General features: G+C 44.4%; 14 protein-coding genes and 1 tRNA gene. 8 read left to right on the top strand and 7 right to left on the bottom strand.

The genetic code is table 11. The annotated features are described in order from the left end of the window. Window positions 1-282: 282 nt before the first annotated feature. From pdxH to cysS, 5 genes are all read right to left on the bottom strand, one after another. Window positions 283-936 carry a pyridoxamine 5'-phosphate oxidase gene (gene pdxH, locus JMY01_RS05220; protein ID WP_201577230.1) on the bottom strand — a complete coding sequence of 218 codons (654 nt, stop codon included), beginning with the start codon at window positions 934-936 and terminating at the stop codon, window positions 283-285. A gap of 47 nt (window positions 937-983) precedes the next feature. Next, the gene (gene glmM / locus JMY01_RS05215; protein ID WP_201574593.1) at window positions 984-2,360 is read right to left on the bottom strand and encodes a phosphoglucosamine mutase; all 1,377 of its coding nucleotides are present in this window, start codon (window positions 2,358-2,360) and stop codon (window positions 984-986) included. Window positions 2,361-2,552: 192 nt separating this feature from the next. Next, window positions 2,553-4,025 carry an IMP dehydrogenase gene (gene guaB / locus JMY01_RS05210; RefSeq protein WP_201574592.1) on the bottom strand — a complete coding sequence of 491 codons (1,473 nt, stop codon included), beginning with the start codon at window positions 4,023-4,025 and terminating at the stop codon, window positions 2,553-2,555. A gap of 409 nt (window positions 4,026-4,434) precedes the next feature. After that, a complete protein-coding gene (locus JMY01_RS05205) occupies window positions 4,435-6,525 on the bottom strand; it encodes a mechanosensitive ion channel family protein (protein ID WP_227677687.1) in 2,091 nt (696 codons plus the stop codon). 105 nt (window positions 6,526-6,630) lie between these two features. Further along, window positions 6,631-8,091, bottom strand: a complete 1,461-nt coding sequence (cysS, locus tag JMY01_RS05200) for a cysteine--tRNA ligase (RefSeq protein ID WP_201574591.1) — start codon at window positions 8,089-8,091, stop codon at window positions 6,631-6,633. Between the two features lie 237 nt (window positions 8,092-8,328). Between cysS and JMY01_RS05195 the strand changes: the two genes are divergently transcribed. Beyond that, on the top strand, window positions 8,329-8,997 hold the full coding sequence (locus tag JMY01_RS05195) for a cob(I)yrinic acid a,c-diamide adenosyltransferase (protein ID WP_201574590.1): 669 nt from the start codon (window positions 8,329-8,331) through the stop codon (window positions 8,995-8,997). Between the two features lie 89 nt (window positions 8,998-9,086). Here the strand turns inward: JMY01_RS05195 and JMY01_RS05190 are convergent, their stop codons facing one another. Further along, window positions 9,087-10,040, bottom strand: a complete 954-nt coding sequence (locus tag JMY01_RS05190; RefSeq protein ID WP_201574588.1) for a hypothetical protein — start codon at window positions 10,038-10,040, stop codon at window positions 9,087-9,089. A gap of 325 nt (window positions 10,041-10,365) precedes the next feature. On the opposite strand from JMY01_RS05190, the gene JMY01_RS05185 reads away from it, so the two are divergent. The 4 genes from JMY01_RS05185 to JMY01_RS05170 all read left to right on the top strand — a co-directional run bounded on the left by JMY01_RS05185 (window position 10,366) and on the right by JMY01_RS05170 (window position 17,549). Next, window positions 10,366-11,172 carry a glycerophosphodiester phosphodiesterase gene (locus JMY01_RS05185; protein ID WP_201574587.1) on the top strand — a complete coding sequence of 269 codons (807 nt, stop codon included), beginning with the start codon at window positions 10,366-10,368 and terminating at the stop codon, window positions 11,170-11,172. A gap of 619 nt (window positions 11,173-11,791) precedes the next feature. Further along, on the top strand, window positions 11,792-12,997 hold the full coding sequence (locus tag JMY01_RS05180) for a fatty acid desaturase (RefSeq protein ID WP_201577222.1): 1,206 nt from the start codon (window positions 11,792-11,794) through the stop codon (window positions 12,995-12,997). A gap of 323 nt (window positions 12,998-13,320) precedes the next feature. Continuing rightward, entirely contained in the window at window positions 13,321-14,787 is a 1,467-nt protein-coding gene (locus tag JMY01_RS05175; RefSeq protein ID WP_201574586.1) for a YdiU family protein, read from the top strand. Between the two features lie 446 nt (window positions 14,788-15,233). Then, window positions 15,234-17,549, top strand: coding sequence for an NADP-dependent malic enzyme (locus JMY01_RS05170; protein ID WP_201577219.1), 2,316 nt, complete (start codon window positions 15,234-15,236; stop codon window positions 17,547-17,549). Window positions 17,550-17,573: 24 nt separating this feature from the next. Here the strand turns inward: JMY01_RS05170 and JMY01_RS05165 are convergent, their stop codons facing one another. Further along, window positions 17,574-18,224 (bottom strand): IS1595-like element ISPssp3 family transposase, encoded by a 651-nt coding sequence (locus JMY01_RS05165; RefSeq protein ID WP_201574297.1) that lies wholly within the window; start codon window positions 18,222-18,224, stop codon window positions 17,574-17,576. 205 nt (window positions 18,225-18,429) lie between these two features. On the opposite strand from JMY01_RS05165, the gene JMY01_RS05160 reads away from it, so the two are divergent. The 3 genes from JMY01_RS05160 (at window position 18,430) to JMY01_RS05150 (ending at window position 20,620) form a co-directional block, all read left to right on the top strand. Further along, complete coding sequence (locus JMY01_RS05160; protein ID WP_201574585.1) at window positions 18,430-19,617, top strand: tRNA nucleotidyltransferase; 1,188 nt, start codon at window positions 18,430-18,432, stop codon at window positions 19,615-19,617. Between the two features lie 50 nt (window positions 19,618-19,667). Further along, a complete protein-coding gene (locus tag JMY01_RS05155) occupies window positions 19,668-20,465 on the top strand; it encodes a pteridine reductase (protein ID WP_227677686.1) in 798 nt (265 codons plus the stop codon). Between the two features lie 78 nt (window positions 20,466-20,543). Further along, window positions 20,544-20,620 (top strand) — tRNA-Ile (locus JMY01_RS05150). Window positions 20,621-20,723 lie beyond the last annotated feature (103 nt).

The raw sequence follows: 20,723 nt of genomic DNA, 5'->3' as shown, positions 1-20,723 counted from the left end.
TTAATTGCCTATTATTAATTGATAGAAACCAATCATTCAGCTTCATAGTTTGACCCGAGTTATCAGGAGCGTCAAGCACAGCCTCTGTAAAACAGCGTACTTATCAGACACTTAATATTATTGGTAATTAAGTAATATGCCCGTTAACACCCAAATAAAAAGCCCAAGATAAACTTGGGCTTTGTAATTCGCTACTACATTTTAGAAGAAAATACTCTAGCAGCACTATATCGATTTTAAACCAGTTTGAATATAATTGGTGTATATTAGCTAACCTATGACTTATGGCAACAAACGTTTGGTTATCCAGCTGTCTGTATCAGCACTACCATCCTGCGTATAAACAATTCGATCATGCATGCGGCTGGCACGCCCTTGCCAAAATTCAATACGCTCAATCGTAATCTCATACCCACCCCAAAACTCTGGCGTTGGCACTTGGCTATTTTCTGGATAGTCGTTTTGCAAATCTACAAACGTTTGTTCCATTACCTCACGATTGGCGACTTCACCACTTTGTGGTTGGCTCACCCACGCCCCCACTTGGCTATCATGCGGACGTTTTTGAAAGTATGCCGCAGATTTACCAGCATCTATTTTAGCGATATGTCCGCTGATACGAATCTGACGCTCAAGCTCATGCCAAAAGAAGAGTACTTCTGCATTTGGGTTTTCTGCGATATCTTGCCCTTTGGCACTTTCATAATTGGTATAAAAGACAACACCAGTCTCTGTAATCTCACGCAGCAACACAATACGCACACTGGGTTTGTTGTCTGCGCCACAAGTGGCTAAGCTCATCGCATAAGGCTCTTGCACTTGCTGCTCTATTGCTTCATTCATCCAAGCGCTTAACAGCTCAAATGGTGACGCTGGTACTGACTGTTGATCAAGCTCGCCTTTCTCATATGAGCGACGTTGATCGCTGAAATCCATGCTCATCGTGATTCCTCATTTTTGTCTTATTTTCATATTAAATGCTATTAGCCCAATACTGCTTTAATATGATCGGCTAAGTCATTGGCCATTACATCACACTCTATCTCATCATCTGACTCAACCATCACACGAATCATTGGCTCTGTACCCGACTGACGAATCAGTAGACGGCCTCGACCCTCTAGCGTCGCCTGTGCTTTGTCAAAAGCAGCAACCAACTCTTCATGCTCAAAAGGATCTTGCATCTTATTCAAACGCACATTGACCAGCTTTTGAGGCAACACTTCAAAACCTTCCATCAATACACTTAGGGCTTTACCTTGAGCTTGCATCACTGCCAACACTTGTAGCCCTGCGATAATCGCATCCCCTGTACGGCTCTTGTCTAAACACAAGATATGACCCGATGGCTCTCCGCCAAGTATCCAACCATTGGCTTCTAGGTCTTGCATCACATAGCGATCGCCTACTTTTGCACGGGTAAACTCAATGTCAGCCGCTTTGAGTGCCAGCTCCAGTCCCATGTTACTCATGAGCGTTCCAACGACCCCTTCCGTACGATCCTGACTTTGAGTAGCAAGCACATAGAGAATACCATCGCCATCAACCAGTTTGCCGGCCTCATCAACCATTACGATACGATCACCATCGCCATCTAAGGCAATCCCAACATCAGCGTTATGCTCTAACACTGCCTGTTGCAAGCTTTCAGGGTTCATTGAACCACAGTTCTCATTAATGTTGATGCCGTCAGGTTTATTGTGGATGGCTATCACATTGGCACCAAGCTCACGCATGACACGCGGTGCCACGCTATAACCTGCACCATTGGCACAGTCTACTACTACGGTAAGACCGCCTAAGTCATACTGATAAGGAAAACTGCCTTTACAGAATTCAATATAACGACCTTTGGCATCATCAATACGATGGTTTTTACCTAACTGTGCTGGATCAATTATAGGCATTAGTAGACCGTCTGCATCTTCGTCCTCTACTCCACTCATGATCGCTTTTAGCTTATCATTAATGGCGTTTTGCATCTCATCGGTGAGTTTTTTGCCATCACCTGAAAACAGTTTAATGCCGTTATCGTAATAAGGGTTATGCGAGGCTGAAATAACAATGCCAGCATCCGCATGGAAACTGCGAGTCAAATGTGCAATCGCAGGGGTTGGCAATGGCCCTAGCATATGAACGTCAACACCAGCGGCATTAAAACCTGCTTGCAATGCACCCTCAATCACATAGCCTGAAAGACGAGTATCTTTACCAATAACCACACTGGGTCTGCGTGCAGGATTGTCGTTATTTTCTATCAGTACGCGGCCAGTCACATAGCCTAGTTTCAAAATAAAATCAGGGGTGATCGGAAGCTCACCAAATTTTCCACGAATACCATCGGTGCCAAAATAGCTCATTATTTTTATATCCTTATGCTAGCCACTAAGAGTAAGAGATTAAATCCATCCTATCTGTAAGGCGAATTATTGATGTCCTATTTTACAAAAAAAACAGCCAACAACACACGAGCATTGTTGGCTGTTTGTATCTTATGACATAATATACCAAATACTAATCATCTAAGACTATTATTTAATCAACGCGCCAGTCTAATCAACTCGATAGTTTGGCGCTTCTTTAGTGATTTGCACATCATGGACATGCGACTCTTTCATGCCAGCCGACGTGACCTTAATGAACTGCGGCTTGCTGCGCATCTCTTCGATGGTCGCAGAACCGGTATATCCCATTGATGAGCGCAGACCGCCAACCAACTGATTGACGATACCAGCGACTGGCCCTTTATAAGGAACGCGACCTTCGATACCTTCTGGCACCAGTTTTTCTATGCCATCTTTGGCATCTTGGAAATAACGATCTGATGAACCGTTTGAGCCTGACATGGCGCCAAGACTACCCATACCGCGATAAGCCTTGTAGTAACGACCTTGGAACAGCTCAACTTCACCTGGTGCTTCTTCGGTACCAGCCATGAGTGAGCCTACCATAATGCACGATGCACCAGCGGCTATGGCTTTTGCCATATCGCCAGAATAGCGAATACCACCATCAGCAATCAGTGGAATGCTGTCTTGTAGGGCGCTGGCAACGTTATCAATGGCTGAGATTTGCGGCACACCGATACCAGCAATGATGCGAGTGGTACAAATAGAGCCAGGACCAATGCCCACTTTTACCGCGTCTGCACCAGCGTCACGTAAGGCTTTGGCAGCATCACCCGTTGCGATATTACCGCCGATTACCTGTACATTTGGATAGTGCTTTTTAATCCAAGATACTTTGTCAATCACGCCTTTTGAGTGACCGTGAGCTGTATCAACGACGATAATGTCGACATCAGCATCGATTAATGCTTCAACACGTGCTTGCGTATCTGCACCAGTACCGACCGCTGCGCCTACACGGAGGCGACCTTTTTCATCTTTACAAGCGTTTGGATTGTTTTCAGCTTTTGTAAAGTCATTAACCGTGATAAGACCTTTTAAACGGAAGTCATCATCAATAACGATCACTTTTTCGATACGATATTCGTGGAGCAATCTTTTGATATTCTCATTGCTCTCACCTTCATGTACCGTGACCAGCTGGTCTTTTGGTGTCATAATTTGACTAACTGGCAGTGATAAATTGGTCTCAAAGCGCCAATCTCTGTGGGTCACGATGCCCACGACTTTATCCGTGCCTTTTTCGACTACAGGTACGCCTGAGATATTATTGTCTTCGGTCAACTGTATTAAGTCGCCAATAGTCATCTCAGGATGTACAGTGATAGGATCGACTACCGTACCTGCTTCAAACTTCTTGACGCGGCGTACTTGGGTAGCTTGCTTGGCGATATCCATACTCTTATGTAAGATGCCCATGCCACCTAACTGCGCCATCGTGATCGCCATTTCAGATTCAGTCACCGTATCCATAGCTGCAGAGATAAGCGGAAGATTGAGTGTGATGTTTTTAGTCAGGCGGGTAGACAGATCGGCAGTTTTTGGCAGGACTTCAGAATAGGCTGGTAACAATAAAACGTCATCAAAGGTTAAGGCTTCATCGACAATGCGCAACATACATACCCCTAGTGGTGGTTATCTTGATGGGTGGGTAATGCAGCATTAAGTGGATAAATTAAATCTGCGCTAGCACCATAAAATCAAACAATAAGTGATAGCTTTCAAACGCTGACGATAAACGTTCGTTATTAACTTATCAGCAGTAATTAACCTAGTAGAAATATAGACTCACAAATATAGCGTATCTAAACTCTCCAAACACTTAATCACATAAACGCTTAATAACTGAATTAACCCTTAAAAATAACGCCATATTATAACAAATAAGCTGACTGACCGCATGATATATTTATCAGCTTATTTTATAACCTCACTCCCAAAATTAGTTGACACTTTTGAGATGAAACACCATTCATAAGAAAAGCCAGATACCTTAATATCTGGCTTCTTTTGAACGCATCAATTCCTAGTCTCTTTTTTCTTTAAGACTTGCATCTTTATAGATAATGCGTTCAGCTGGCAAATACTCTTTTTGTTCATGATAGAGATATTTCAGCATCTGCTCACGTACCTGACACTCCAAAGCAAAAGCACTTATCGGACCATCAGATGCCAAGCTACCACGCAGCTTGATGGTATCTTCACTGACAGATACCACCAAAAGCTCAGGCTCAGTCTCACCATCCCATAACGTATTTGCTTTGACCAATTCAATATACTTTCGACGAATAGCATCAATATCAGCACCATAATCAACGTGCAGATAAACGACACAGGTTTGATGCACTTCGGTATGCGACCAATTCTCTATCACCTCACTGATTAAGTAGCGCATTGGCACGATTAATCGCCGCTCATCCCAAGTCTTTAACACCGCATAGGTATAGCGCAAATCTTCAATCGTCGTCCAATCCCCCTCCATTATTACTGTATCGCCAATACGAATTGGCTGAGTAACAGCTACCTGCACACCGGCGATAATATTACCCAATATAGGCTGCGCGGCAATACCGATGACCACGCCAGCAATACCAGCCGAAGTCAATAATGTCTTGCCTAGCCCCTCCATGTTGGCAAACTCACTGAGACCTATCCAGATACTGCCCAGAATCATGACAAATATGAATACCCGGCGAAAAATAGATACATAAGTACGGCGACGGCGTTCTTTATCGAAATGTTCTTCAGCGAGGTTTTCGATTTGCAGGTTTTGGTAACGATTGGCAAAAAAGTTAATCACTCGTATGCCTAGCCACATGGTACTGAATACCAAGCCAACCCAAATGATTGGGCGAGTTGATGATGCCACGGCATCTAGATAGGGAAACCCACCTGATACCAAAGTAAAAACCAGCGAAAAACTGATGCTAAATGTCAAAGGGACGGTCAGCTTACTGACTAAATCTGCCACACCATGCGTACTGCCGACATAAGCGCTGTACTTTTCAGTATCAATATAACGGCTGATGATTTTTTCAGTACCTTTACTGAGCAGCCAACCTATGCCCATGGTCATTAAGAAAAACAATCCTAGCGCTAAGAACTCCCATAGGGCAATGCTAAAAAACTTAAGTTTCATCCATGTGGGCAAGTAACGCTCAAACTCTGCTGGATGATATTGTTCATACAGATTGTCGATATTACCAACCGTTTGCGCCGAAAACACCCATTGAGGCGCATTATCCTCAACCCGTACTCGCTCCAAGTAAATAGGTACACGGCGTTCACGATAATCGATATAGCCAAGCTGAATAGAACGCCTAGGAATACCCATCACACTACTGGTATTGCCTAAAGGTGGCTCAATCAACCCATCTGGACGATCAGGCAAGTCATCAAAGACATAAAGCTCTTTTTTGGATAATAAAAAATCCAGACGCTTAGACAGCTCAAGCGCACGGCTGCGCTGAGTATTACTATCAATCAAATTCATATTGAGCGCATAAGCAGCCAAATCAAACTGCTGCTTCATCACTGCCGACTGAAAAAACTCTAAAGTCGCCAGTGGCGTTGACAAGTTTGGCGGTTCAGATAATATTGGCAGACCTGTATTGAGCTTGGTCAATGGGTAGTAATTTTGGTTGTACTCCCCTGTCAGTCCTGAATCACCTTGTAAATTGCCAGCTTGCTCTACCGCCTTGCGCTCGATAGGATCGAACACTTCATCAGCAATCTCAGACGCACTGATACCCTCTTCTGTGATCGTATTGACCTTTTGCCCAACATACTCAATTAAATTATCTGGTTTATCAGTCTCTTGATGCGCTTGCGTCGACTCGTCATTGTTCTGACTGCTACTTTGTTTATTAGAGTTTTGTTGGTCAGCATTGATTGCAGCATGAGCAGGTATATAAATAAAGCTGAGTACAATCACGAAGCAGCCAAGGATTAATTGCAGAGTACTATGACGTTGATAACAGCGCACACCAATGACATCAGCACTCTTTATGGTGCTCTCTATCGCACTCTCGCTATGAGTACGGTTTTGAGTCTGATGAGCAGTGTTCTTATTTGAGAGTTGAGGAGGCATTTGCATACGATTAAAAGTCTCTGCCATGGTATTAAGTTAACCTAAAGTAGTCTGCAAAAAAAAGCCAGCGCAACGCTGACTTAATTTATTACCGTTTGTATATGATGCAGCTTGCTGCTAAGTATGACGCCACTAAGCACGGCGCCATGTCGTACCTGCGCGGCTATCTTCAAGCTCAATCCCCGCCTCTTTCAACTGATCGCGTATCTCATCTGCACGCGCAAAGTTTTTGTCGGCTTTGACATCGTTACGCTCGGTGATTAACGCATCGATATCTGCATCTGTTAGACTTCCCTCTTGCTCACCGCCAATCGCAGCTTGCAAGAACTTCTGTACTGGCTGCTGCAGTATATTCAGCACTTGTGCCAATGCTTTTAGCTGCTGCGCCAATTGCCATGCCGTATCCACCTCTTCGGCTTTAATGGCTTTATTGATATCACGTGCCAGCCCAAATAATACGCTGATGGCTGTTGAGCTATTAAAGTCATCATTCATGGCTTTGATAAAATCTTGCCCCGCAGTGCTGCTGTAAGCCTCATTTATCAGTTCATCATTGATTGTTAGCGTCTGACCTTTTTGCTGCTCAGCCAGTTTTAAAGCATTATATAGTCTGCTTAGGCTATTATGCGACTCATCCAAGGCACTATCAGAGAAGTTTACTTGGCTACGATAATGGCTTGATAATAAGAAAAAACGCACCGTTTCTGGCAGATATTTTGCTGTCACATCACGAATGGTAAAAAAGTTGCCAAGTGACTTAGACATCTTTTCGCCATCGACATTGATAAAGCCGACATGCATCCAGTTGCGTGCGTACTCACAGCCAGTCGCTGCCTCAGACTGGGCTATCTCGTTTTCGTGATGCGGAAACTGCAAGTCATGACCACCGCCATGAATATCAAAAGTATTGCCCAAGCACTTGGTCGACATCGCAGAGCATTCAATATGCCAGCCTGGACGCCCTTGGCCCCATGGTGATGCCCACTGCGGCTCACCAGGTTTCGCCGCTTTCCATAATACAAAGTCAAAGGGGTTGCGCTTGTCAGTTTCGACATCTACCCGCGAGCCTGCTTGCATATCGTCCAGATTACGCTTGGATAACTTGCCATAGTCCTTGAAGCTATCGACAGCATAATAAACATCACCATTATTGCCTGCATAAGCGTACTTGCCTGTGACCAAGGTCTCAATCATCTGCTGCATCTCGTCGATATGATCGGTGGCGCGAGGCTCAGCGTTTGGCATTAGGCAACCGAGCGCATCCGCATCTTCGTGCATTGCGCCAATAAAACGCTGAGTAAGCTGACCAATATCTTCGCCATTTTCGGCAGCACGCGTGATGATTTTGTCATCGATATCGGTAATATTACGGATATAATTGACGTCATAACCTAGCTTGGTTAGCCAGCGCACCACCATATCAAAGGCAACCATGACCCGTGCGTGTCCGATATGACAATAGTCGTAGACGGTCATTCCGCACACGTACATACCTACCTTCCCTGCTTTGAGCGGCTCAAACTGGCGTTTACCGCCAGTGAGTGAATCATAAATGGCAAGCTGAGACATAGCGTCTGCAAGTGGTGTGGTCATAATAAAATAGCCCTGTGATTAAAAATACAATGGATACAATGGATACAATGAGGTTATAAAAACATCAAAAATGCTTGAGTGATAAATAAAAACGTTTATGCAATGTTTTGCGCTAGCCATGAATACAGCTACACTATAAAACTTAACCCATTATCTTAGCGAAAACCGCCGTAAAATACTACAATGAGCGCGAAACTAACACTATTGAACGATAAAACCGTTAAGGATTTAGAAATTATGGGCAATCGCTTAAGCAAGATATATACGCGCACTGGAGATGATGGCAGTACAGGGATGGCAGATGGCAGCCGAGTGAGCAAAGCTGATAACTTATTCAGCGTCATGGGTGATATCGATGAACTCAACTCTCATATCGGTCTGGTTCGCTCCCATCTTACCCAAGCGGTGACGACCGCTAGCACTGATCAATCTGCTCAGAAAAAACTGCCTGAGCGTTTAGAACCTAAGCGTTTAGAACAAGGCGATCAAGGCGATCTGGACTTTGCACAAGCCTTAGTCATCATTCAGCATTTATTATTCAATATCGGTGGTGAGCTTGCGATGCCAGAATATGAAGGCGTGAATGCAACTCACATCGAATGGTTAGAACAGCAGATTGATGCGATGAATACGACCCTGCCACCACTAAAAGACTTTATTTTGCCGACAGGCTCAGTATTGGTCAGCCAACTCCATGTGGCCAGAAGTGTTTGCCGCCGCGCTGAGCGCCAAGCGGTGCTACTACAGCAGCAACGCCCAGAAGCCATTCGTAGTACGGCCATCAGCTTTATCAATCGCCTGTCTGACTGGTTATTTGTAGCGGCACGCTTTTGTACTGATCCAGAGCAAGTCTCAGAAGTACTGTGGGACAGTCAAGTCTTACAGAAGTTTGCCAAGGATCAATAATCCATATATGCACATAAAAAAACCAGCCCATTATTTAAATGATAGGCTGGTTTGTCTTATGATAGTAGTTATAACTAATGCTTTTCTGATTAATAAGTAGCGCTTTCATCTTCGATGATGACCATATCGATACTGTCATCTTTTGGTACAGCCTTAGGTACTGCTGGCGTGACTGGTGCCGCAGCGTTGGCGCTAGGCGTCACTGCCGTGTTACTTTGATTAATAGTCGGCGGCGTAGCAGGTTCAGCGGGACGTACTGGCTGAGCAGGTGTCACAGCACTTGGCTGACGATTGGCCTGATTTTCGCGTTCTTTTTGAGCCGCAGCGCGGCGACGAGCAGCTTCTTGCGCACGGCGTTCGGCTTCTGCAGCTTGACGCTTAGCTTGCTCTTCATCCATGACCGACTTAAATACAGAGCCTGCCATCACATCCGCAACGATAGCGATTAGTGCTGGCTGGCCTGCGATACGAGCCTGAACCTGTCCACCTTGAGCTCCTGCCACGTAAGTAAAGGCATTATCGACCAGCATGTTGTTGTTGATACGGATGTTATTTTGCGCCAAACGAGTTTGCAAGCTCGGCTGATTGTTTGCAGCATGTACTTGGCTGGCTTGATACAGATCCTCACTTGGCAATGTCATGCTGACACTTGCTTGACACGTCGTCATACCGTTGGCATTCGCTGCTTGTAATACCGCTGCATTTTGCACATCAATCATAATGCCATTGACTTTGTCACTGACAGCGCCACTGCTTAGACTGACTTCTGCCTCGTTAGCATAGTTGGCAGCCAGCGTTTGTGCTTGTTGATTGAGCGTGTTTTTTAGAGCAGTTTTGAGACGATCTTGTACCATAGCGTCATCACAGCTGACAGAGGTTGCTGCCGCATTTTCACTGGCAGTTGGCTGTTCTGTTAATTCTGCATTTTCAGTCGCTGCATCCTCTTTTTCTGAGCGATCACAGCCTGCAAGGGCTAAACCACATACCATGCTGATTCCGGCAACCTTTTGCCACTTGCTCCAACGTTTATTTGCTACGCTCATATCTGCCTTGCTCCTAATTTACTGATTCATACCGTCAGCGATGGACTGTATCATCTATATGGCTATTTTAGCGTTATAAGTTTGTGTCACTGACAATGAAAAGCTGTATACCATGAAGAATAAAATTACGCTATTATACGGAGTTTGCAAGCCTTGTTCATCAATGAAGACCGTTGATATACAAATAAATCTCATCGACTCACTCAAAGCCTGCCTTTGGTTGCAAAACCATAACAAAGTTATGTGTTCACTAAGGCGTATCCTTAATCTGAACGATAAATTCTAAATTGATTGAAAAACAACTGATCATGAAAATATATGCTCTATGATAAAACTTGGAAATACGCGACTTCTCGGACATCGCGGTGCACGTAATGAAGCACTAGAAAACACTTTGTTTGGCTTTCATCATGCTCAGCGCTTACAGTCACGCGGCTTGGCAGGGGTTGAGCTTGATGTGCAGCTAACCGCTGATGGACATTTGATTGTCTTTCATGACGATACCCTACAGCGGCTATGCAGGCTACAGTCACGCGTTGATCAGCTGAGTTTGGCTGAGATTCAGCGCCACTTACAGTTTGGGCATCAAATTATTACCTTAGATAGATTAGCTCAAGCATTGCCAGCATCGGATCAAACATTACCCTTACAAGAGCAGTCAGCGCTGACTCAATTTGCCCATATCGAGCTGGAAATCAAAACTCATGACAGGACAAACTACCCCAAATTGATTGGGGCATTGACGCGTTATTTGATAGACACTCCTCTTGCCAGCTTACCTATCGTCCTGACCACCTTTGATATACAACTCCTTGCCCAACTACAGCGTAATACCTTACTGTCAAAAATCCCACGTGGCTTGCTCATTCGCACGCCAGAATTGCTCGCTTCTGCACCAAACACTGCGCTACAACTGGGCTGTACCCAGTTAGGTATCCACTACCCACTTCTGACTCAAGCTATCATTGCCAATGCTCATCGTTACGGCTTACCTGTGAGCGCGTGGACGGTCAATGATATCGAAACCATCAAACAGCTTGTAAAATGGCAGGTTGACTTTATCATCACCGACATCCCAACACAGATTTTGTCGCCTGTTCATTCCCCTGTCTCATTTCAAAACGCGCTTTGATGGTTTCTCAACTTCATGGCGTAGTTGTTGTAGCATAGTTGTCTTGGCCTAGTTTTATAGCTTGGCAACAGAGCTGATACACAGACATGATAAACTCACTCTCTATAGAATACGATAGTGTCCATTTGTATGAACCTCTTATCGAGCAATACTATGTATTTGTATAAAAGACTGATAAATATCAGCTTTTACAGTCACCTTATGAGCTAACGAGGAGTGGTCATTGAGCTACAAGAATTCGCTTATCGTTACACTTTTGCTTAATTCCTGAAAGCTAGTAAGGTATTAATCTCATATAATCTATATATTCATACAAGTTATTGTTATTGCAATATTTTTCTAGTGTATGACTGTTCACTTTCTCCTCTATTTAGGTTAATATAGGGCCTGAAACTAATATCGTTAGGAATATTACATGATTGCAAAAAAAGCAATTGGCTTACCGCTTAAAGGCTTACGTTTCGCTATCAAATCTGGCGACACCATTTTACAAAATGCGACCGTACAAGCGTCGCGTTTTAAGACTTGGTTTGATGATGCCAAAGCGAAAGGTGCGCTCGATGAGCAGCCTACTACAAAACGTAGCTATGCAAGTGCTACCAGCCCAAGTGACGTCGCAATGAGTGATGAGGCTGTGACCTTGAGCTTGCGAGAACTTGAGTTTAAAAAAGCGCCAATAAACTGGATACCAGCAGTTATTTTGGTGTCGACGCCGATTGCTGCGGCAATCATTACTCCTTGGTATTTAATGAACCACCAAGTCAGTGCGCCAGTTTGGGGCGTCTTTGGTGCCTTTATGGTGTGGACAGGCCTTAGTATTACGGCAGGCTATCACCGTCTGTTGGCACACCGTGCCTACAAAGCGCACCCTGTCGTCAAAAACTTTTTATTGCTGGGTGCAACCTTAGCAGTACAAGGTTCTTCGTTTGATTGGGTCTCTGGACATCGTAGCCATCACCGTCATGTCGATGATCGCCTAGATGACCCGTACTCAGCGAAGCGTGGGTTTTGGTTTAGTCATATTGGCTGGATGCTACGCAACTATCCAAGTGGTAAGTTTGATTACAAAAACATTCCTGACTTGACCAAAGACAAAGTGCTGCAAATCCAGCATAAATATTATGGTCTGTGGGTACTGGCTACCAATATTGGTTTGGTATCAGCAGTTGGTTGGTTGATCGGTGATGTCTGGGGCACCTTAGTATTGGCTGGCTTGCTACGTCTGGTACTGACTCATCACTTCACCTTCTTTATCAACTCACTGTGTCATATGATTGGTAACCGTCCATATACAGATACCAATACGGCGCGTGACAACTTCATATTAGCCATCTTTACTTGGGGTGAGGGTTATCATAACTACCATCACTTCTTCCAATACGACTATCGTAATGGGGTTAAGTGGTGGCAGTACGACCCAACCAAATGGTTGATTGCTGGCTTGTCAAAAATTGGCTTAACCACTGAGCTACGTACTGTAGATGACACAACTATCAAACATGCTGAAGTACAGATGCAGTTTAAGAAGGCTCAGAAAACAATTGATGACTTAAACGCTGACAACATCGACGTACCTCATGCGATGCAGAGCTTCCAAGATCGTATTAAGTTTGAATACGATGCCTTTACGCAGACTGTAGAAGAGTGGCAAGCGCTAAAAGCGAAAGCCGTTGAGATGAAAAAGACTGAGTTTGCAGATCGCTTACATGAAGTAGATGACAAGCTGAAGCTTGAATATGCCAAGATTGAAAAGAAAATTCATGAGCATAATGATAACTTAAAAACAGCTTTCCGCTCGATTGGTCATAGCAGCAGAGCCGCATAACCATGGCTGATTGAGTCTTGATTGAGCACAAATATTGTAACGTTTCTCCTACCCTCTATCTGCTACAGATAGAGGGTTTTTTATGTCTTAAAGGTAATAAAAACATCTATCTAAAGCCTTTAAAAAGTACATTACAAGATACGGACAGAGCCTTGTGATGTCGTATTCTAGCTATGTTATAGTGAGGTTATTTACTTTTATTGATGAGGCGCTTAGTCCTTCATTGATTAAAAGCATTTGTCTATAGTCATTTGTTTTACAATCATCTACTTAAAAGTCACAAAATATAAATACGTCTTTACCTAATTAGGAACCGCTTATCTATGCGCTACCACAATACTTACGTCCATCTAGATCCACGCTTATATCATCAGCAGCCACCAACACCCTTAAAAAACCCAAGGGCTGGACACTTCAACCTGTCAGTCGCAGAGCAACTCGGCTGGACAGAGGATGAAGACCTAATGGCACGCTGGGTCGATATCCTCGGTGGCGAGTATGTTCCTGCACAGTTTGAACCTCTAGCCATGGCCTATGCAGGTCATCAGTTTGGACAGTGGGCGGGACAGTTGGGCGATGGACGCGGCTTACTCATGGCGCAAGTGTTGGATGATAACGACCAATTGCAAGACTTGCACCTCAAAGGCAGTGGCTTGACGCCTTACTCAAGAATGGGCGATGGACGCGCGGTACTCCGTAGCACCATTCGTGAATACCTGTGTGGTCATGCGCTCAATCAGCTTGGTATCCCCTCCTCTAACGCCCTTGGATTTGTGGTATCTGACACGCCCATACGCCGCGAATGTATGGAAGCAGGTGCGGCATTGATGCGGGTGGCCGATAGTCATATTCGCCTTGGCCATATAGAGTGGATCGCAAGCTTCGCCCCTGACTTGCTCAGTGAGTTTACCGATTATATGATCGATACTTATTACCCAGAATGCCGAGACAGCGACACGCCAGTGTTGGCATTTTTGCAGAAGGTGGTCGAGCGTACGGCACGCATGATTGCTGATTGGCAGCTGATTGGTTTTGCCCACGGGGTCATGAATACTGACAACCTTTCAATCACTGGTAGTACCATGGACTTTGGCCCGTTTGGATTTATGGAGCGCTTCAATCCTGCTTGGATTAACAACCACTCTGACCATACTGGACGCTATGCCTATCAAAACCAGCCAGCCATCGGACACTGGAATCTCAACATTTGGCTTCCGCACTTTATGCGCTTAGAGGGCGTGACTCGCGAAACGCTGGCCGATTGCCTAGCACCTTATGAAGCCACCTTTATGCAGCATTATCAACAAGGGCTGTGCCGCAAGCTTGGGCTACCACATCAAAGCGAAAGCCTCACCATCGCTTTTGAATGGCTGACGTTATTAGAAGACAACTTGTTGGATTATACCAATGGCTTCCGCGCTTTATTAGGATTGGTTGCCCCGGATGAGCACCCTTATGAGCAGCAACTACTGCTGACATTGACCAGCGAGCTCCAAGGTGAAGCCTTACAAGCTTGGGAGGATTGGTCAACACGCTATTTGGCACAGATACAATCGTTTCCAATTGAACAAGTCATCAACAGCCTCAAAACCAATAATCCAGCTTATGTACTGCGCAATAGCATGGCGCAGCGTGCTATTACTGCCGCTGAACAAGGACAGTTTGAAGAAGTGGCTCGATTATATGACCTGCTTGCTAGCCCATATACCGTACAGGATATCGCCACAGCATTGGATAGTAGCCCACCTGCTCCTAATGCGCCGCAAATGCCGATAAGCTGCTCCTCCTAAATGCTTGATTATGTTTGCTTGTGTGTTCTGATGATTAGCATGGGCTTATAACCAAAGACTGACGGTTTGTATTTTTATTGAAAAAAGTTCAGTTTTTTATCACTATCAACTGGCTAAATGTTCGTTATCAATTTATGATATATTTTGCGCATCCCATCATAGTTGACTAGGCAGTGAATTAGCAAAAATGCTAGAATGGTTATTTTTGTTAGCTTGCTGTTTTAGGATGTCAACTAAGCGCAGATTATCGCCAGTTTACTTTTGCATTACCTTTTAATAATTTACTTGCAGCTGCTTGGTTTATATCGGTCTGTTAGCGCTTATTCATAGCGGATTTGATTGCCATTAAGCAAACTGCACTTAATGATTTTTAGGTCAGGCGTTAACTCATTTATTTGTCACATTTTATTTTATTTCAATTTATTCCAACCATGGCCATTACTATGATGAATGACGATACCAATTTGAATACGGATAATCCTAATATGGAAAAAGAGCAGTTTGAACAAGCAGCTCTGCATTACCATGAGTTTCCTAGACCTGGTAAAATCTCGGTCACCCCTATCAAGCAGCTGGCAAACCAGCGTGACTTAGCACTGGCTTATTCGCCAGGTGTCGCAGTGCCTTGTCTTGAGATCGAAAGAGATCCAAAGCTGGCTGCCAAATATACAGCACGTAGCAACTTGGTTGGTGTTATTACTAACGGTACTGCCGTACTGGGATTGGGTAATATCGGTCCGTTGGCCTCAAAGCCAGTGATGGAAGGTAAAGGGGTACTATTCAAAAAATTCGCTGGTATTGATGTCTTTGATATCGAAGTGGCACAAAACGATCCTGACAAATTCATCGAAGCCGTTGCTGCTCTTGAGCCAACATTTGGCGGTATCAACCTAGAAGATATTAAAGCACCTGAGTGTTTCAAAATCGAGCGCGAATTGCGTAAACGTATGAACATTCCAGTATTCCATGATGACCAACATGGTACTTCGATCATTGTTGCCGCTGCCATGCTCAACGCTTTATTATTAACAGGCAAAAAAATCGAAGAGATTAAAGTTGTCTGCTCAGGCGCTGGTGCAGCTGCCATCTCATGTCTAGACCTAATCTGCGCCCTTGGCGTTGATGCTCATAACATCCTAGTATCTGACTCACGCGGTATCATCAGTACCAGTCGTGAAAACCTTGATGAATCCAAGCAGCGCTATGCTCGCGACACTGACGCCACTACCATAGAAGAAGTCATGGACGATGTGGACATGTTCTTGGGTCTATCTATGCCAGGTATCTTGAGCACAGACATGGTTCGCCGTATGGCAAAAGACCCTATCATCTTTGCACTTGCCAACCCAACCCCTGAAATCATGCCAGAACTGGCGCATTCTGTACGCCCAGATGTGATTATGGCAACTGGTCGCTCAGACTATCCAAACCAGGTTAACAACGCCTTATGCTTCCCTTACATCTTCCGCGGTGCGTTAGATGTAGGCGCGACAACCGTCAATGAAGAGATGAAAATCGCTTGCGTACGCGCAATCGCTGCCATGGCACACGTTGAGGCAACACCAACCACCAACGTCAAAGACATTGAAGCGATGAAGAGCTTTGGTCGTGACTACCTCATCCCAGGACCACTAGAGCCAAACTTAATCATCGAGATTGCCCCTGCTGTTGCAAAAGCAGCGATGGACTCTGGCGTGGCGACACTGCCGATTGAAGACTTTAATGCTTATCGTCAGCGCTTATCTGAGTTTGTATACAACTCTGCATTTGTAATGAAGCCAATCTTTGCCCGTGCCAAAGCAGATCCTAAGCGTATCGTATACTGTGAAGGTGAAGATAGAAACGTGCTATTGGCCGTACAAGTGGTTGTTGATGAGCATCTGGCTCAACCAATCCTAGTAGGTCGTCCTGCCATTATCGAAAAAAATATCGAAAAACTGGGCTTACGCCTAAAAGACGGTGTCAACGTCACTATCGTCAATCAAGACGATGACCCACGCTATAAAGAATACTGGAAGGGTTATTACGAAAACAACAAACGTAATGGCGTTAGTATCGAGCTTGCCCGCCGTGATGTGCGCCGAAAAACCACTCTAATTGGTTCGCTATTGGTCGAAAATGGCGATGCTGATGGTATGATCTGTGGTACATTCAGCCATTACCATTTACACTTAAAATACGTCCAAAACGTGATTGGCAAAAAAGCAGGCGTGAATGACTTTTATGCGATGAACGCAGTACTCATGCAAGATCGTAATATCTTTATCGCTGATACTTATGTGCATGAAGACCCTACTGCTGAGCAATTGGCAGAAATGACAGTATTAGCTGCTGAACAACTACGCCGCTTTAGTATCACCCCACGTGTCGCTTTGGTTTCGCACTCAAACTTTGGTACCTCTGATCGTGCCAGTGCGGTAAAAATGCGCAAAGTCTATCAGCTCCTAAAAGAGATGGATGTAGACTTTGAGTTTGATGGTGAGATGCAAGGTGATGCGGCACTCAGTGAGCAAATCCGCTTAGAAGACTTCCCTTCGAGTGAGTTTAAAGGGGCGGCAAACCTGCTGATCTTACCAACACTTGACGCGGCAAACATTGCCTTTAACTTGCTAAAAACGGCAACCGCAAGTGCTTCTATCGGCCCTATCTTGTTAGGGGTGAACAAGCCTGTTCATATCTTAACGCCATCAGTGACAGCTCGCCGTGTGGTCAATATGACTGCGCTTGCAGTTACTGAAGCACAAGATTTAGAAAGCCAATAAAAATAAAGGGGCTGTCCTAGATAATTAGCTCAAACCCTGTTTAACCCATTGTTTTAATTGTAGTAATTGCGACTTTGGGTCACTGTGATTAAAACGCCACTCACATTCCTTTAAATAGAGGTGAAAATGCTCTTTTGGGACCCCGTTAAACTTACGTAGATGCCGTTTAGCTTGGTTCCAGAAGTTCTCTATACCGTTAATATGATTCTTGTCATTAACAAAGGTTTTAGAGTGGTTGATACGATAATGAGTAAACTCACTGACATCTAATGCGTTATAGCTTTTAAATGAGTCAGTATAAACAATGCTATCAGGCTTCACTTTTTCTCTTATGATGGGGATCAAAGTATCTGCTTTAGCATTGGGTATAATACAAGCGTAGACCTTGCCATTACGCTTTAGTAGGCCAAACACGGGCACTTTGCTACCAGCACCTCGCCCTCGCTTGCCTTTACGAGTTCCACCAAAGTATGATTCGTCTACTTCGATTTCGCCTTCAAATAGACCAGGGTCTTGGCTATTCTCGTAAATAAGTAGTCGTAGCCTATGAAAGTAATAACTGGCTGTAGTTTTATTAACACCAACTAGGCTTGCTGCTGTTCTGGCGGTAGAACCGGCAACAAATAACTCGATTAGTCTGCTTTGTTTATACCAACTTAGTTTGCTTTTTCTCATAGTGCTATCCTAAATAATTTTACTTATCTAGGACAGCCCCAAAATAAATTCTAAAAAACTCACTACTAATCATTATTGGTAGTGGTCTGTTATACTAAAACCAGTCAATGCCTTTGTAATAAATAGCATTGACTGGTTTTTTTTGCCTAAAAAACCATTTCTAAACTCAAATATGAATGCGTTCAATAATAAAAAAGAGGATGTCATGCAAGTTTATCTCGTTGGTGGTGCTGTCCGTGATCAGCTATTAGGTCGTCCTATTACAGACAAAGACTTTGTCGTCGTCGGTGCCACAATAAAAGAGATGCTAGCGGCAGGCTTTCAACAAGTCGGCGCAGACTTCCCAGTATTTTTGCACCCAACCACCCAAGAAGAATATGCATTGGCTCGTACTGAGCGTAAGCTTGGTCACGGCTATCAAGGCTTTAGCGTGCATGCCAGTCCTGATGTCAGCTTAGAAGAGGATTTGCAGCGCCGAGATCTCACTGTCAACGCCATGGCGATTGAAGTGACTAGCTTAACTGACGATACCCCACTGACCGGTAAGGTGGTTGATTATCATGGAGGGCTTGATGATATCGGTAGCAAAACCTTACGACATATATCAGCGGCTTTTAGTGAAGATCCACTACGCGTACTACGAGTCGCGCGCTTTTATGGACGCTACTATGATTTGGGCTTTCAGATCGCTGAAGAAACCCTCACTCTAATGCAGCAACTGGTCAGCTCAGGCGAGCTTGCTCATCTAAGTGCAGAGCGTATCTGGCAAGAATCAAGCCGCGCGACGATGCAAAGCTCTCCGCAAGTCTACTGGCAGCAGCTTTATGCCATTGGCGCTTTGACTGAACACTTTGCCCCCTTGCATGATGCTTGGGATGACGCAGACGTCAGAGAAACCATACAGACCGCATTATACTTTGCCGGTCAGATGCAATTGAGTTTATCGCAGCGTTGGGCACTACTGATGGCAAGCCTTGATAAGCCGTTGTTTCATAAAATATCTGATAAAGAAACTCATACTACAAAAGAGATCATTAAAATAGGCAACAGTGCCAAAGTCCCCAAAGCACACACTCAGTTTGCCACTTTATTCGTAGCCCAAGCTCAAAGGTTAAATGTCATAGAAAAGTTAAACGCTGCCGACAAGATCGATCTGATACAAGCTTGCAGTGCTCATAAAGACCCGAGCAAGCTTTCACAACTGTTGGTCACCAGCCATGTATTGCAGTTGGCACGTCAACACAGACAGATGATGCTCGCTCTCAATAGCTTCCATGCAGTCACCATCGCCGATATCGACCCTGAGCTAAAAAGAGCGGCAATTGGTCAAGCCATGAATGAAAAACGTATCGAGCACTTACTTGCTATGGCACACTCTAATAATCATAGCTAAAACCGTCTTAGCTAAACGAAATACGATTAAACGATGGAAAATTTATTTTTATGACAATGAAATTGACTGTAAATCCTGATAATAGCCCTGTAATGCTAGTCACTGGTAGTGCCAAACGTATTGGCGCTGCTATCATTGGTGCCGCACATGAGCAAGGATATCGTGTCATTATCCATTGCCATAATAGCCAACAACAAGCTCAAGACTTGGCAAATGAACTCAATAATATCCGCTCTGATAGTGCTGCTGTCGTCACCGCCGACCTAGCACTAGTCAACGATGACAGCTCATTACATCAATTTGTCCAAACTATTATTGCAACATTCGGTCAGCTTGATGTACTGGTGCATAATGCCTCACGGTTTTATCCAACACCTGTGGGCCGTATTGGCTATGATCAATGGGACGAACTCATTTTGACCAATGCCAAAGCGCCCTTGCTACTCAGTCAAGCCTTCCTACCCTATCTACAAGTACAGCACGGATGCATTATCAGCCTGCTCGACATCCATGCTCATAATAAGCCGTTTAATGGCTATACTGTTTACAATATGGCAAAGGCTGCCCACCGTATGATGGTACAATCTCTGGCGCTAGAGATGGCGCCTTATGTTCGCGTTAATGGCGTTGCTCCAGGAGTGAACATCCTACCTGACACAAATAGTGATCAGGCACTAGATAGTGAGCTGCAACAAAAGGTCACCAGCTCCATTCCTTTGCAGCGCATTGGGACACCAGAGGATATTGCCCAGTGCGTGCTTTATTTGGTTCAGGCCAGTTATATCACTGGTGAAATCATCGCTATAGACGGTGGCCGAGGCCTAACTTTGGCGGGTAATGGCCATTAATCATTAATAATGTCAAAACTATGCTTATTTGTACTTGAAAATTTAAAAAAATCAGGTATGATTGTGCGTCTAACGTTAGGGCCCATAGCTCAGTTGGTTAGAGCAGAGGACTCATAATCCTTTGGTCGTAGGTTCAAGTCCTACTGGGCCCACCAAATTTTAAATCAGGCTTGTTCGCAGTGATGCGGCAAGCCTTTTTTTATGGGGTTTCACAATATTTAAGAATACCTTGGTGTATGGCGAACCATATAGAATATT

Source organism: Psychrobacter sp. H8-1, assembly GCF_904846575.1.
GTDB lineage: Bacteria > Pseudomonadota > Gammaproteobacteria > Pseudomonadales > Moraxellaceae > Psychrobacter > Psychrobacter fulvigenes.
Note: the sequence above shows the minus strand (reverse complement) of the source record. Positions and strands in the feature narration are given on the sequence as shown.

Bases quoted from the DNA above. Each gene is read 5' to 3' on its own strand.
- pdxH (WP_201577230.1), bottom strand. From the start codon at position 936: ATGGATTTCAGCGATCAACGTCGCTCATATGAGAAAGGCGAGCTTGAT.
- glmM (WP_201574593.1), bottom strand. From the start codon at position 2,360: ATGAGCTATTTTGGCACCGATGGTATTCGTGGAAAATTTGGTGAGCTT.
- guaB (WP_201574592.1), bottom strand. From the start codon at position 4,025: ATGTTGCGCATTGTCGATGAAGCCTTAACCTTTGATGACGTTTTATTG.
- JMY01_RS05205 (WP_227677687.1), bottom strand. From the start codon at position 6,525: ATGGCAGAGACTTTTAATCGTATGCAAATGCCTCCTCAACTCTCAAAT.
- cysS (WP_201574591.1), bottom strand. From the start codon at position 8,091: ATGACCACACCACTTGCAGACGCTATGTCTCAGCTTGCCATTTATGAT.
- JMY01_RS05195 (WP_201574590.1), top strand. From the start codon at position 8,329: ATGGGCAATCGCTTAAGCAAGATATATACGCGCACTGGAGATGATGGC.
- JMY01_RS05190 (WP_201574588.1), bottom strand. From the start codon at position 10,040: ATGAGCGTAGCAAATAAACGTTGGAGCAAGTGGCAAAAGGTTGCCGGA.
- JMY01_RS05185 (WP_201574587.1), top strand. From the start codon at position 10,366: ATGATAAAACTTGGAAATACGCGACTTCTCGGACATCGCGGTGCACGT.
- JMY01_RS05180 (WP_201577222.1), top strand. From the start codon at position 11,792: ATGAGTGATGAGGCTGTGACCTTGAGCTTGCGAGAACTTGAGTTTAAA.
- JMY01_RS05175 (WP_201574586.1), top strand. From the start codon at position 13,321: ATGCGCTACCACAATACTTACGTCCATCTAGATCCACGCTTATATCAT.
- JMY01_RS05170 (WP_201577219.1), top strand. From the start codon at position 15,234: ATGAATGACGATACCAATTTGAATACGGATAATCCTAATATGGAAAAA.
- JMY01_RS05165 (WP_201574297.1), bottom strand. From the start codon at position 18,224: ATGAGAAAAAGCAAACTAAGTTGGTATAAACAAAGCAGACTAATCGAG.
- JMY01_RS05160 (WP_201574585.1), top strand. From the start codon at position 18,430: ATGCAAGTTTATCTCGTTGGTGGTGCTGTCCGTGATCAGCTATTAGGT.
- JMY01_RS05155 (WP_227677686.1), top strand. From the start codon at position 19,668: ATGACAATGAAATTGACTGTAAATCCTGATAATAGCCCTGTAATGCTA.